This window comes from Pseudomonas sp. 2995-1 (assembly GCF_002742505.1).
GTDB classification, from domain to species: domain Bacteria; phylum Pseudomonadota; class Gammaproteobacteria; order Pseudomonadales; family Pseudomonadaceae; genus Aquipseudomonas; species Aquipseudomonas sivasensis.
In genome coordinates, this window is the sequence record NZ_LJSA01000432.1 from 250,020 (window position 1) to 262,377 (window position 12,358).

A 12,358-nucleotide genomic window follows, 5' to 3' on the forward strand; every position below is an offset into this window, starting at 1 on the left:
TCGTGCATCGTCGTCGCTCCTCGCAAGGTCTGTTTTTTCAATCGCAGGTGATTCCGCGCTCTCAAAAAGCTTTGGCAGGATACAGCACTGTAAATGACAAAAAGACTTTTATATCGGCGGATGCACGAACCTTTATGGCTTCACGCAAGTGACAAGAGGTCACACCGTTCAGAACGGCACCTTGCCCAGGATCATGTCGCGGTACATCACAAAATCTCCCAGCAGGCTGTAAAACGGGTGCTGAAAGGTTGCCGGGCGGTTCTTTTCGAAGAAGAAGTGTCCGATCCAGGCAAAGCTGTAGCCGGCAATCGGCACGGCCAGCAATAGGCCTAACGACCCCCTGCCAATGGCATAGGCCAAAATACCGATCACGAGGGTGGTGCCGATAAAGTGCAGGCGACGGCAGGTGCTGTTGGCATGTTCGGCCAAATAGTAAGGGTAAAACTCGGCGAAGCTATTGAATCGCTTGACGTTTTCCACGGTGACCGGCCCTTTTGATTGTTGTGCCGCCCAACAGATGTTCGGCGGGGAGCTTATTTGAGTCTAGAGTGATCAGTGGTAACAGCCAGTGACATTAGATGCCACTTTAGTATCCTTGGATTCCTGGCTGCCGTTATGAGCCTGCTTTATTAAGAAGACGCCATGAGCGAACGAACAACTTCTGCAAGCTGGGCGATGGGGATAGTCAAGGCACTGGAAATGGATGGTCTGGATTGCCGCGCCCTGTTCAAGCAACTGGGCCTTGACTACGCCGCCCTCAATGACCCCGATGCTCGGTTCCCGCAAGACTCCATGACGCGCCTGTGGCAACGGGCAGTCGAGCTGTCGGGCAACCCCGCGATTGGCCTGAACATGGGCAAGGTAGTGCGCCCGGCGTCGTTTCATGTGGCGGGTTATGCGTTGATGTCCAGTAACACCCTGGCCGAGGGCTTCATGCGGCTGGTGCGTTACCAGCGGATCATTGCCGAAAGCGCCGACTTGAGTTTCCGACTGCTGCCCGAAGGCTATGCGCTGATTCTGACGGTGCATGGCGATCATCTGCCGCCCACAAGGCAAAGTGCCGAAGCCTCTCTGGCCTGTGCATTGGCACTATGCGGCTGGCTGACCGGCCGTACCTTGCAGCCGCGCAAAGTCATGTTGCAAGGTGAACAACCGGCGGACCTGGAGCCTTATAAGCAAGCTTTCCATGCACCATTGGAGTTCAACGCGCCCTATGACGCGTTGATTTTCGAACGAGCCGACATGGACGCACCGCTGCCGACGGCCAACGAGGCGATGGCGTTGTTGCACGACCGTTTTGCCGGTGAATACCTGGCGCGCTTTTCCGAGAGCCGCGTGACCCACAAGGCGAGGCAAGTGCTGTGTCGTTTGCTGCCCCAAGGCGAACCCAAGCGTGAAGTGGTGGCCCAGACGTTGCACCTGTCCCAGCGCACCTTGCAGCGGCGTCTGCAGGAGGAGGGCACGAGTTTCCAGACCCTGCTCGACGACACCCGCCGCGAACTCGCCGAGCAATACCTGGCACAGCCGAGCATGACGCTGCTGGAGATTGCCTACCTGCTGGGCTTTGCCGATCCGAGCAACTTCTTCCGCGCGTTTCGCCGCTGGTTCGATACCACGCCCGGCGAATACCGGGCGCGGTTGCAAGACACGTCGACCGTCAGTGACGCCAGAACGCCGGGATGCACAGAACAAAGACTGTGATGATCTCCAGCCGGCCCAGCAGCATGCCCAGGGACAGGATCCACTTGGCCGCATCCGGCAGGCTGGAGAAGTTGCCCGCCGGGCCGATGGTTTCCCCAAGGCCAGGGCCGACGCCGGAGACGGTACTGGCGGCGCCGGTGAGTGCGGTCATCCAGTCCAGGCCCAGGAGCGACAGGGCTAACGCGATAGCGCAGATGGTGATGGCAAAGAAAAACGAGAAGGTCAGGATCGAGCGCACGATCTCTTCGTCGAGACGGTGGCCGTTGTACTTCTGCTTGATCACCGCGCGCGGGTGAATCAGCTGGTTCAAGTTGGCCTTGAGCAGGATATAGGCGACCTGGAAGCGGAAGATCTTGATCCCACCGGCGGTGGAACCTGAACAGCCACCGATAAAGCCCAGGTAGAAGAACAACATCAGTGAGAAGTTGCCCCACAGGCTGTAGTCCCCCAGCGCAAAGCCGGTGGTCGTGACGACTGAGGTGACGTTCAACGCCACGTGGCGCAGTGCATCCAGCCAGTGCAGGTTGGTGGTCCACCAGTACCAGGTGCCGAGCACCAGCCAGGTCACTACCAGCAAACCGAGCAAGCCTTGTACCTGCTGGTCCCTGAGCAGCGCCCGGCGGTTGCCGCGTAAAGTGGCGACGTACAGGGTGAATGGCAGGCTGCCGAGGATCATCACCACCACCGCGACCCAATGCACCGCCGGTTGTTTCCAGTGGGCCAGGGATTCGTCGGAGGTAGAGAACCCACCGGTGGAAATCGCCGACATCGCATGGTTGATCGCGTCAAACAGGCCCATGCCGGCCCACCAGAACGCCAGGCTGCCGAGGATGGTGATGCCTACATACGCCGCCACAATCAGCCGCGCCACCATGTGCGAGCGGGGCATAACCTTTTCCGAACGATCCGAGGACTCGGTCTGGAACAGGCGCATGCCGCCAATGCGCAGCAGCGGCAGGATCGCTACCGCCATGCCGATAAACCCGATACCGCCTAGCCAGTGCAGCAGCGAACGCCACATCAGGATGCCCGGCGACATACTGTCCAGCCCGCTGAGCACCGTAGAACCGGTGGCAGTAATGCCGGACATGCTTTCGAAAAACGAGTCGGTGTAGCTGATGTGCTGGGTCAGCAAAAACGGCAGCGCGGCGAACACACACACCACCACCCAACTGGTGACCGTCAGCAGGTACATGTCCCGCGGGCGCAGGTGCACGTGCTCGGGGCGACCGGGGATTACAAGGGCCAGGCCGGCGATAAAGGTGATGAGGCTGGCCCACAGGAACGAGGGCAGGTCGCTGGTGCGTTCGAAGATCACCAGGGTGGCCATGGGCACGACCATGGCGATCGCGAGGGTGATCAGGAAGATGCCGATGATGAAACCGATGATGCGTAGGGTCGGCAACGCCATGAAATGAGCTCGAAATAGGGCAGAGGCGTCATTCTACCTAGGGTGCAGGGCATGTAAACCGGGCCTTGAAAGCGACGCAAATCAAATGAGGGAGGGGGCTTGCCCCCGATGGCGGTGTGTCAGTGAAGGAAATATCTGCTGAACCAGCGCTATCGGGGGGAAGCCCCCTCCCGCATTGGTTCCTGAGTGTTGGTACTGCTGTGAAAGGCAGGTAAAAAAAAGGCGACCCGAAGGTCGCCTCATTCAACACGGCACTGATCAGAACTCGTGATCAGCGTTATCCGGGTTCAGGTCGCTGATGCCCAGCTTGCCCGCTGCGGCTTCGATCGAACCGGTCTGCTTGACCAGCGAAGCAATCGCGTCGCGCACGATTTGGTTGCCTGCGTCGTTGCCGGCCGCGATCAACTGGTCGTAGTGCTCACCTTTGTTGGCATGATCAACGATGACCTGCATCTTGGCTTCGGTCGCAGCCAGGTCGGCCTTCAGAGCGGTGTCGGCAGCCGGATCGGCCTTGGCTACCAGGGACGACAGGCTCGCGCCGGTCATCTTGGTGCCGTCGACGCGGGTGTATTCGCCCAAGTAGACGTTGCGGATGCCCTTGGCGTCGTAGAACTGCGAGTTGTGGGTGTTATCGCTGAAGCAATCGTGTTCGTCTTCCGGCGAGTTGGCTTCCAGGGAAACCTTCATGCGCTCACCGGCCAGCTCGCCCAGGGACAGGCTGCCCATGCCGAACAGCATTTTGCGCAGGCCGTCGGTGGCAGGTTCTGCCTCCAGGGTGGCGCGGTAGTTGTCTTCGACGTTGGGTTTCCAGTTGCCGACCATTTCCTGCAGGTCGCTGACCAGCAATTGGGTCACGGCGCTGAGGTAGGCACGACGACGCTCGTTGTGGCCGCCAGTGGCGCCATCACCGGTCAGGTAGTCCGAGGCAGGACGGTTGCCAGCGCCAGGGCCGGTGCCGTTCAGGTCTTGGCCCCAGAGCAGGAATTCGATGGCGTGGTAGCCGGTGGCGACGTTGGCTTCGGAACCACCCAGCTCGTTGAGACTGGCGAGTTTTTCCGGGGTGATGTCCTTCACGTCGATCTTGTCTTCGCCGACCTGGATCTCGGTGTTGGCGATGATGTTGGCAGTGGCGCCAGGGTTACCCAGGGCGTGCTCGTAGGATTTGTCGACGTAGTCGATCAGGCCTTCGTCCAGGGGCCAGGCGTTAACCTGACCTTCCCAATCATCAATGATGGTGTTGCCGAAACGAAACACTTCGCTCTGCAGGTACGGCACGCGCGCTGCAACCCAAGCGGCACGGGCGGCTTTCAGGGTTTCGTCGTTGGGCTTGGCGAGGAAGGCGTCGATCGCGGTTTGCAGGGTTTTTGCGGTGGATTCGGCATCGCTGTACACCGCGAAGACCATATCGGCGTAATGCGCGACAACGGCCTTGGCAGCCGCTTCGTCGACCTGACCGGCAGGAGTGGCAGCCGCTGGAGCGGTGGTGCTGGCGGCCGGGGTCGGCGCCTGGGGCGCTGCGGCCTTGTCTTTACCTTCGCCGCAACCGGCGAGAGAAATGGCAATGGCCAGCAGACTGGCGGTGGCCAGGGGCATACGAATCATGGCGAACATCCTGCTTCGGTTGTTAATAGGGCACGCGGGGGCGCGCAAAACTGCAACATAATGCGAAAGATTTGCATTTTGTGTAAAGGGTTAAACGCGGGAAATATTCAGTATCGTTTTGCCACGTCAGAGAATGGCTGCGTTATTACGCTCAGCCTGCTTCAGAAAAACTGCCAGCTCCCGGGCCTGCAAGGGTTTGCTGTAGTAGTAGCCCTGACCTTCATGACAGCCCTCAGAGATGATGTAGGCCTCTTGCTCGGCGGTTTCCACGCCTTCAGCGATGACCTGCATGCCCAGGCTTTTGCCCAGTTGGATAATCGCCCGCACGATGGTGGCATCGTCGTCGTCGTCCAGCAGGTCCTGGACGAAGCTTTTGTCGATCTTGATCTTGTCCAGCGGCAGGCTCTTGAGATAGCTGAGCGATGAATAGCCGGTGCCAAAGTCATCGATGGCGATCAACGCCCCGGAGCGGCGCAGGCTCAGCAGGTGTTGGGCGGCGGTGCTGATGTCTTCCATCAGCCCGGTTTCGGTAACTTCCAACTCCAGGCTGCGCGGCGGTAAACGGTAAATCTGCATCAGGTTATTGACCACCCGCGGCAATTCGGCGTGGTGCAACTGCACGGTGGACAGGTTGACCGCCATGCGCAGGTCGATGAAGCCCTGGTCATGCCATTCGCGCAATTGCCGGCAAGCCTGGTCCAGCACCCATTCGCCGATCGCAATAATGGTGCCGTTCTGTTCGGCCAGCGGGATAAACAGGTCCGGCGGCACCAAGCCGTGTTCTGGATGTTGCCAGCGGATGAGCGCTTCCACACCGACCACATGCTGGTCGCGATAGCTGATCTGCGGTTGGTACACCAGGTGAAACTGGTCACGTCCCAAGGCGTCCCGCAGGTCTTTCTCCAACTCACGGCGACGGCGCATCTCGCTGTCGACGCTGGCGATATAAAACTGATACCGGTTGCGCGAACGGCTCTTGGCCAGGGTCATGGTCTGTTCGGCTTTTTGCAGCAGCTTCTCGGTGCTGTCGCCGTCTTCGGGGAACAGGGTGATGCCGATGGTGGCGCGCAGGCGAATCTGTTCGTGGTCGAGGGCGAATTCCCCTTCCAGATCGTCGAGGATACTTTGCGCCAGTTCGGCGGCTTCATAAGGCTGTTCGATATCGGCCTGTACCAGGGCGAACTGGTCACCCCCCAAGCGGGCGAGCGCGCCGAGGCGGCCGCTGTGGGCCCGCAGACGGTCGGCCAGGGCGAGTAGCAATTTATCGCCGGCCTGGTAGGTGAACTGCTCGTTTACGCTTTTAAAATCATCCAGCCCCACGCACAACACCGCTACGCGGCGCTGACGGCGGCCGGCGTCGATCAGGATCTTGTCCAGTTGCTCCTGCAGTTTCTGGCGATTCGGCAGGCCGGTCAGGAAATCATACTGGGCCATGCGCAGCAGGCTGCTTTCTGCTTCGTGGCGCAGATGGGTATTACGTTCGATAGATTCGAGTAACTGATTGGCGGTATTGATCCACAACCCTAATTCGTTGCGTTCATGGCCCTTGAGCTGCGGGATCTTGTGTTCGCTGGGGCGGTCCGGGTTGATCGACGTCAGGTGCCCGATAATCCGCGACAGCGGCTTGGTCAGCAGCCAGTGATACACCAAGTACAACACCAGGCCCATGGCCAATGCGCGTAATACCCCGGAAATAAAGATGATCACTGAGCTGACAATAAAGCCTTTGCCATAGGTGGCGGTGTCGAGGGTGATGCTCAGGTCGCCGTAGTACTCGCTGTAGGGGCCTTTGCCGACCAATGCGGTGGTGAACGTGCGCTCCTGTCCCAGAATCAGGTCGGTCAACCAGCGGCTGGAGGAATGCTGCAAAGCGCGGCTTTTTTCCGCGAGCATGGTTTCGTTGGGATGGCCGATGGAGGCCATGCGCACGGCATCGTCCTGAAACAGGCCTTCAATCACCTGCATACCCATCTCGCGGTCCAGGCTGTAGACAGCCTGGGTCGAGGGGTCGCGGAACATGTCGAGGATGCGCTGGGCATCTTCGGCCACGGCCTGGCGCGTCTTGTAGGCATCGAAAACGATCTGCGCCACGCTCAGCGCAACGCCCACGATCAATGCCGACAGCAGCACAACCCGTAGCAACTTCACCGACAAGCTGTTTTTGAGTTCCAGCTTCAAAGGGGCATTCCTTGTCTCATGCGGGTGGCCTTCAATATGCCATGAGTATTGGCAATCTAGTGATGGCAGTCAAAGGAACATTGCAGGGAGAAGGGGATGGATGTTTTGTTCGGGCAGGGGGCAGGAAAACGGCGGATTTGATCCGCCGTTATTTGTTACGCGTGCGAGTGCGAAGGGGCGTCAGCGGGTGGCGGATTAAAACTCAATCTTTGGCGGGGCTGGTGGCTGTTGATCCGCCCCTAACTGAGGGGCCTTGGCGCCCAATATGTCCTTAACCACATCCATCCCTATTTCCGCCGCTTTACCCAGGACAGGCAAGAGCGCGGAGGCTGCGCCGCCGATCATCGACATTGGATTCATCATTGATTCTCCGACATTGAATGAGAGGTGTATTCCTCTCACCGGTTGGGTGGCGTATTCCTCTTATTGAGTTCCGCACTTCCCGGTCGGTCCAGAGTCGACGCCCACAAAAAAGCCCGGCAATCGCCGGGCTCTTTCTACTGCAAGGGTTGCTTAGGCAGTGAAGGTCTTGCCTTCGAACTGCTCAGCCACGAACTTCCAGTTGACCAGGTTCCAGAACGCTTCCACATACTTTGGACGTACGTTGCGGTAGTCGATGTAGTAGGCGTGTTCCCAAACGTCGCAGGTCAGCAGCGGGGTGTCGCCGCTGGTCAGCGGGTTGCCGGCGCCGATGGTGCTGGCCAGGGCGAGGGAACCGTCAGCCTTTTTCACCAGCCAGCCCCAACCGGAACCGAAGGTGCCGACGGACGTCTTGGTGAACTCTTCCTTGAACTTGTCGAACGAACCGAACGCAGTGTTGATGGCTTCAGCCAGCGCGCCGGTTGGTTGGCCGCCGGCGTTTGGCGCCAGGCAGTTCCAGTAGAAAGTGTGGTTCCAGACCTGAGCGGCGTTGTTGAAGATGCCGCCCGAAGAAGATTTGACGATCTCTTCCAGAGTCTTGCCTTCGAACTCGGTGCCAGGCACCAGGTTGTTCAGGTTCACGACGTAGGTGTTGTGGTGCTTGTCGTGGTGGAACTCCAAGGTTTCCTTGGAGATGTGCGGCTGCAGGGCATCGTGTGCGTAGGGCAGCGGCGGCAATTCGAAAGCCATGATGATTCTCCTAATCAGGTCAGTTGCGGTGAGCGCAAGGCCGATCACGGGCGGCCAAACAAGCGCCGGGGAGTTTGTACTCTTTGCGGCGCAGGGGCAGGATCATAGCACCGGGGGGGCGGCAAAACCACGCAACAACTGTGTGGGATAGAGGTTCCAGAGCCTTTTGGAATAAGTTCATGGCGCGCTTATTAATTGGTAAGCCACGCTGAACATCATCACTGCCACCACCAAGTCCAGCAGCCGCCATGTGGCCGGGCGTGCGAGCCAGGGGGCCAGCCACGCGGCGCCGAGTGCCAGGGTGGCAAACCACAGGAATGATGCACTTGCGGCCCCTGCTACGTAGGCGCCAGGTTCGGTCTGTTGCGCGCCGAGTGAGCCGATCAGCAGCACCGTGTCCAAGTAAACGTGGGGGTTGAGTAGTGTCACCGCCAAGGCACTGAGCATCACCGCGCGCAACGAGCGCACTTTGAGGTTGCCGCCTTGTTCCAGGCTCTGTGTCGAGAACGCCCGACGCAGTGCCAGGGTGCCGTACCACAACAGGAAGGCCGCGCCGCCCCAGCGGGCAACCGCCAACAGCAGCGGGTTCTGCGCAAGGACCGTGGCCAGGCCGAACACCCCGGCCGCCACCAGTAGCGCATCACACACCACGCACAACGCGGCCACCGGCAGGTGATGTTCACGGCGCAGGCTTTGCGCCAATACAAAAGCGTTCTGCGTACCGATGGCCATGATCAGGCCCAGCGCCACCAACAGCCCATTCAGATAGCTTTGCCACATAGGGTTTACTCCGAGTCCGTAGCCAGTTGCCGCAACACATGCATCGCGCGTTCCGCATCGGCCCGGCCGACAAATAGATGGTCGTGGTAGTAGCCGGCAATCACGTTACAACTGATCCCAGCCTTGCCCAGCGCACTGGCGAAGGCGGCCGTCAGGCCAACGGCTTCCAGGGCTGAATGCACATTCAGGGTGATCCAGGCGGCTACGTAATCGAAGGCCAACCCAGCGTGTTCGGCTTGCTGGCGTTCCAGGATCAGCGTCAGGCCTTCCTGTTCACGGAAGCTGCCGATCACTTCGCATCCTGCCGGGATGTCGTGATCGGGCAGGGTGCAGAACACGTAATCACCGTCATTGAGGTGAGGGCTCATACTGCGCAACAGGGTTGCCAGGGCGGTTTCGCCAGCCATGTGAGATTCCTTAATAGAGGTAAGCAATGCTGGTCATTCTCACGGGCTTACCTGTATAAGAAAAACCAATACTGCTGATCGCTCATTAGAGAAACTGATGTTCGACTATAAATTGCTTTCCGCCCTGGCGGCGGTGGTGGAACAGGCTGGCTTTGAACGAGGCGCCCAAGTGCTGGGGCTGTCGCAATCGGCGATTTCTCAGCGCATCAAATTATTGGAAGCGCGCATCGGCCAGCCGGTGCTGGTACGCGCCTCACCGCCGACGCCGACCGATATTGGCCGACGTCTGCTTAACCATGTGCAGCAGGTGCGCTTGCTGGAGCGCGATCTGCAAAGCCAGGTGCCCGCGCTGGACGAAGAAGGCATGCCCGAACGCCTGCGCATCGCCCTCAATGCCGACAGCCTTGCCACGTGGTGGGCTGAGGCCGTCAGTGACTTCTGCGCCGAACAGCATTTGCTGCTGGATCTGATTGTGGAAGACCAGACCGTTGGTCTCAAACGCATGCGCGCCGGTGAAGTGGCTGCGTGTATCTGCGCCAGCGAACGTCCGGTGGCCGGCGCCCGCAGTCTGTTGTTGGGCGCCATGCGCTATCGGGCCCTCGCCAGCCCGGCCTTTATTGCCCGTCACTTTCCACAGGGAGTGCGCGCCGATCAACTGGCCCGCACACCAGCGCTGGTGTTTGGTCCGGATGACTTCCTACAGCACCGCTACCTGGCATCCCTCGGCGTGGACGGTGGTTTCGAACACCATTTATGCCCATCGTCCGAAGGCTTTATCCGCCTGGCGGAATCCGGGCTTGGCTGGGGATTGGTGCCTGAACTGCAGGTTCGCGACCAGCTGGAAAAGGGTGTGCTGGTGGAGTTATTGCCAGATAAGCCCATCGATGTGCCGTTGTACTGGCATCATTGGCGCAGTGGCGGGCAGTTGTTGGGCCTGCTGACCGATCACTTGGCCCACGCATGTGGCCAATGGTTGGTGCCGTTGGACTGAGAGCGGTCGTCAAGGCAACAGCGATGAAAAACGAAAGAACACGGGGTAATACATGAAGATTTTGGTCACCGGCGCAAGCGGCTTCATCGGCGGGCGCTTTGCGCGTTTCGCCCTGGAGCAGGGCCTGGACGTGCGGGTCAACGGGCGGCGCGCCGAGGGTGTGGAACACCTGGTACGGCGCGGCGCCGAGTTTATCCAAGGTGATCTGAACGACGCCGACCTGGTGCGCGACCTGTGCCGCGATGTCGAAGCCGTGGTGCACTGCGCGGGTGCGGTGGGACTGTGGGGGCGTTACCAGGACTTTCACCAGGGCAACGTGCTGGTCACCGAAAACGTCGTTGAAGCCTGCCTTAAACAGCGGGTTGGGCGCCTGGTGCACCTGTCGTCGCCTTCGATTTATTTTGATGGCCGCGATCATCTGGGCCTGACTGAAGAACAAGTGCCAAAACGCTTCAAACATCCCTACGCTGCGACTAAATACCTGGCGGAACAAAAGGTTTTCGGTGCCCAGGAGTTCGGCCTTGAAGTGCTCGCCCTGCGCCCGCGTTTCGTTACCGGTGCCGGTGACATGAGCATTTTCCCGCGCTTGCTGAAAATGCAGCGCAAGAAGCGCCTGGCGATCGTCGGCGACGGCCTGAACAAGGTCGACTTCACAAGTATCCATAACCTCAACGAAGCCCTGCTCAGCAGTTTGCTGGCCCCCGGTTCGGCGTTGGGGCGGGCCTACAACATCAGCAACGGCGCGCCAGTGCCGGTGTGGGATGTGGTGAACTACGTGATGCGCCAAATGGAACTGCCTCAGGTCACCCGGTATCGGTCCTACGGCTTGTCCTACAGCGTGGCGGCGTTGAACGAGGCAGTCTGCGCACTGTGGCCCGGGCGCCCGGAGCCGGCGTTGACGCGTCTGGGCATGCAGGTGATGAACAAAGATTTCACCCTCGACATCAGCCGCGCCAGGCATTATTTGGATTACGAGCCGAAGGTCAGCCTGTGGACCGCCCTCGACGAGTTCTGCAGTTGGTGGAAGGCGCAGGATCCGGGGCTCAAATAAGGTCACACCAGGCAACACATCGGGAACCGAATTCAGGGTTCCGGGTCGATCAGTGCGACGGGGCTGGGGTTTATACTCCCGTCGCTCGGCCACCAGCCAGCTAACTCACCGATTCAGGGTTGATTCATGCGTAACGATGCTAAAGACGATTTCGACAACGTTCCCAGCCTGCGGGCCGATCATGGGGATGACGATGATTTCGAACCTTCCCCGGCCACCTCGGTGCGTTCGCGCAACGTGCCGGTCGTCAAGGTCAAGGGCGCCAGCACCGGCCCGCTGTGGGCATTGATCGGCGCGCTGCTGATCGCCTTTGCCGGTCTGGCCTGGTGGAGCTTCCAGCAGATATCCCTGATGGGCCAGCAGTTGGTTGCCACCCAGGAAAGTTTTGCGCGGATCAGCGAAGAAGCGGCGGGGCGCCTGCAGGATATCTCCGGCAAAGTGGTAGCCAGCGAAGCCAGCGTGAACAACGGCAGCGAAGCATTGAAACTGCAGATCAAGCAGTTGGAAAGCCAACTGCTGGAGCAGGGCAAGCAGCAACTCGGCGTAGCCGGCCAGGCCACCGAACTGGACAAGCGTCTCGCACAAATGACGTCCAGCACCAACGAGCTGTCGAGCGCCAATGCCAAGCTGCAAGGTCAGGTGCAGGCCCTGACCGACGCCGTAGCCAGCCTCAAGGCTGCGCAAGGTGATGCAGGCAAGCGCGACGGTGAGATAAAAGAGTTGGTCGCCGACGTTGCCGCGCTGAAAAAACAAGGCAACCCAAGCGCCGCCATCGCCCGTCTTGAGCAGGATTTGGTTGTGCTCAAAAGTGCGCAGGACAACCAGCCGGCCAATAACGATGCGCCGACCAATAAAGAGTTCGATGTGTTCCGCATCCAGACCACCCGCAATATCACTACCCTGCAAAGCCAGGTGCAGAACCTGCAACAACAGCTCAACGCACCGGCGAAGATCACCCCTCTGGGTCAATGACCAAAACCAGCCTTAATGTGGGAGGGGGTTTGGTCCCGATGGCGGTGGATCAGTCAATAGATGTAACGACTGACACTCTGCTATCGGGAGCAAGCCCCCTCTTACATTTGGATTGGATGCTTAGGGTGGAATAATGCTCACCTATAACATTGTCA

Annotated in this window: 11 protein-coding genes; 4 read left to right on the top strand and 7 right to left on the bottom strand. The window is 59.6% G+C overall.

From position 1 onward, the window contains the following. Nucleotides 1–168: 168 nt before the first annotated feature. A complete protein-coding gene (locus AOA61_RS23035) occupies nucleotides 169–480 on the bottom strand; it encodes a DUF962 domain-containing protein (protein WP_032890988.1) in 312 nt (103 codons plus the stop codon). 162 nt (nucleotides 481–642) lie between these two features. Between AOA61_RS23035 and AOA61_RS23040 the strand changes: the two genes are divergently transcribed. Next, entirely contained in the window at nucleotides 643–1,701 is a 1,059-nt protein-coding gene (locus AOA61_RS23040) for an AraC family transcriptional regulator (RefSeq protein WP_032890989.1), read from the top strand. On the opposite strand, the gene AOA61_RS23045 is transcribed toward AOA61_RS23040, so the two are convergent. From AOA61_RS23045 to AOA61_RS23070, 6 genes are all read right to left on the bottom strand, one after another. Beyond that, on the bottom strand, nucleotides 1,658–3,112 hold the full coding sequence (locus AOA61_RS23045; RefSeq protein WP_032890990.1) for a TrkH family potassium uptake protein: 1,455 nt from the start codon (nucleotides 3,110–3,112) through the stop codon (nucleotides 1,658–1,660). The genes AOA61_RS23040 and AOA61_RS23045 overlap by 44 nt on opposite strands. Before the next feature lie 258 nt (nucleotides 3,113–3,370). Beyond that, nucleotides 3,371–4,714 (bottom strand): imelysin family protein, encoded by a 1,344-nt coding sequence (locus tag AOA61_RS23050; protein WP_032890991.1) that lies wholly within the window; start codon nucleotides 4,712–4,714, stop codon nucleotides 3,371–3,373. Between the two features lie 126 nt (nucleotides 4,715–4,840). Then, nucleotides 4,841–6,892: a bifunctional diguanylate cyclase/phosphodiesterase gene (locus AOA61_RS23055; protein WP_099602785.1), complete on the bottom strand. Its 2,052-nt coding sequence runs from the start codon at nucleotides 6,890–6,892 to the stop codon at nucleotides 4,841–4,843. 513 nt (nucleotides 6,893–7,405) lie between these two features. Next, the gene (locus AOA61_RS23060; protein WP_032862548.1) at nucleotides 7,406–8,002 is read right to left on the bottom strand and encodes a superoxide dismutase; all 597 of its coding nucleotides are present in this window, start codon (nucleotides 8,000–8,002) and stop codon (nucleotides 7,406–7,408) included. A 177-nt stretch (nucleotides 8,003–8,179) separates the two neighbouring features. Then, nucleotides 8,180–8,782, bottom strand: a complete 603-nt coding sequence (locus AOA61_RS23065) for a LysE/ArgO family amino acid transporter (RefSeq protein ID WP_032890993.1) — start codon at nucleotides 8,780–8,782, stop codon at nucleotides 8,180–8,182. Nucleotides 8,783–8,787: 5 nt separating this feature from the next. Further along, a complete protein-coding gene (locus AOA61_RS23070; protein ID WP_099602786.1) occupies nucleotides 8,788–9,189 on the bottom strand; it encodes an ACT domain-containing protein in 402 nt (133 codons plus the stop codon). 97 nt (nucleotides 9,190–9,286) lie between these two features. Between AOA61_RS23070 and AOA61_RS23075 the strand changes: the two genes are divergently transcribed. From AOA61_RS23075 to AOA61_RS23085, 3 genes are all read left to right on the top strand, one after another. Beyond that, nucleotides 9,287–10,180, top strand: a complete 894-nt coding sequence (locus AOA61_RS23075; protein WP_032890995.1) for a LysR family transcriptional regulator ArgP — start codon at nucleotides 9,287–9,289, stop codon at nucleotides 10,178–10,180. A 52-nt stretch (nucleotides 10,181–10,232) separates the two neighbouring features. After that, complete coding sequence (locus AOA61_RS23080; RefSeq protein WP_032890997.1) at nucleotides 10,233–11,231, top strand: NAD(P)-dependent oxidoreductase; 999 nt, start codon at nucleotides 10,233–10,235, stop codon at nucleotides 11,229–11,231. A gap of 126 nt (nucleotides 11,232–11,357) precedes the next feature. Continuing rightward, nucleotides 11,358–12,203, top strand: a complete 846-nt coding sequence (locus tag AOA61_RS23085; RefSeq protein ID WP_032890998.1) for an ATPase — start codon at nucleotides 11,358–11,360, stop codon at nucleotides 12,201–12,203. Nucleotides 12,204–12,358 lie beyond the last annotated feature (155 nt).

Excerpts from the sequence above, each read along its gene's own strand:
- AOA61_RS23040 (WP_032890989.1), top strand. The coding sequence starts at position 643 with ATGAGCGAACGAACAACTTCTGCAAGCTGGGCGATGGGGATAGTCAAG.
- AOA61_RS23045 (WP_032890990.1), bottom strand. The coding sequence starts at position 3,112 with ATGGCGTTGCCGACCCTACGCATCATCGGTTTCATCATCGGCATCTTC.
- AOA61_RS23050 (WP_032890991.1), bottom strand. The coding sequence starts at position 4,714 with ATGATTCGTATGCCCCTGGCCACCGCCAGTCTGCTGGCCATTGCCATT.
- AOA61_RS23060 (WP_032862548.1), bottom strand. The coding sequence starts at position 8,002 with ATGGCTTTCGAATTGCCGCCGCTGCCCTACGCACACGATGCCCTGCAG.
- AOA61_RS23065 (WP_032890993.1), bottom strand. The coding sequence starts at position 8,782 with ATGTGGCAAAGCTATCTGAATGGGCTGTTGGTGGCGCTGGGCCTGATC.
- AOA61_RS23070 (WP_099602786.1), bottom strand. The coding sequence starts at position 9,189 with ATGGCTGGCGAAACCGCCCTGGCAACCCTGTTGCGCAGTATGAGCCCT.
- AOA61_RS23075 (WP_032890995.1), top strand. The coding sequence starts at position 9,287 with ATGTTCGACTATAAATTGCTTTCCGCCCTGGCGGCGGTGGTGGAACAG.
- AOA61_RS23080 (WP_032890997.1), top strand. The coding sequence starts at position 10,233 with ATGAAGATTTTGGTCACCGGCGCAAGCGGCTTCATCGGCGGGCGCTTT.
- AOA61_RS23085 (WP_032890998.1), top strand. The coding sequence starts at position 11,358 with ATGCGTAACGATGCTAAAGACGATTTCGACAACGTTCCCAGCCTGCGG.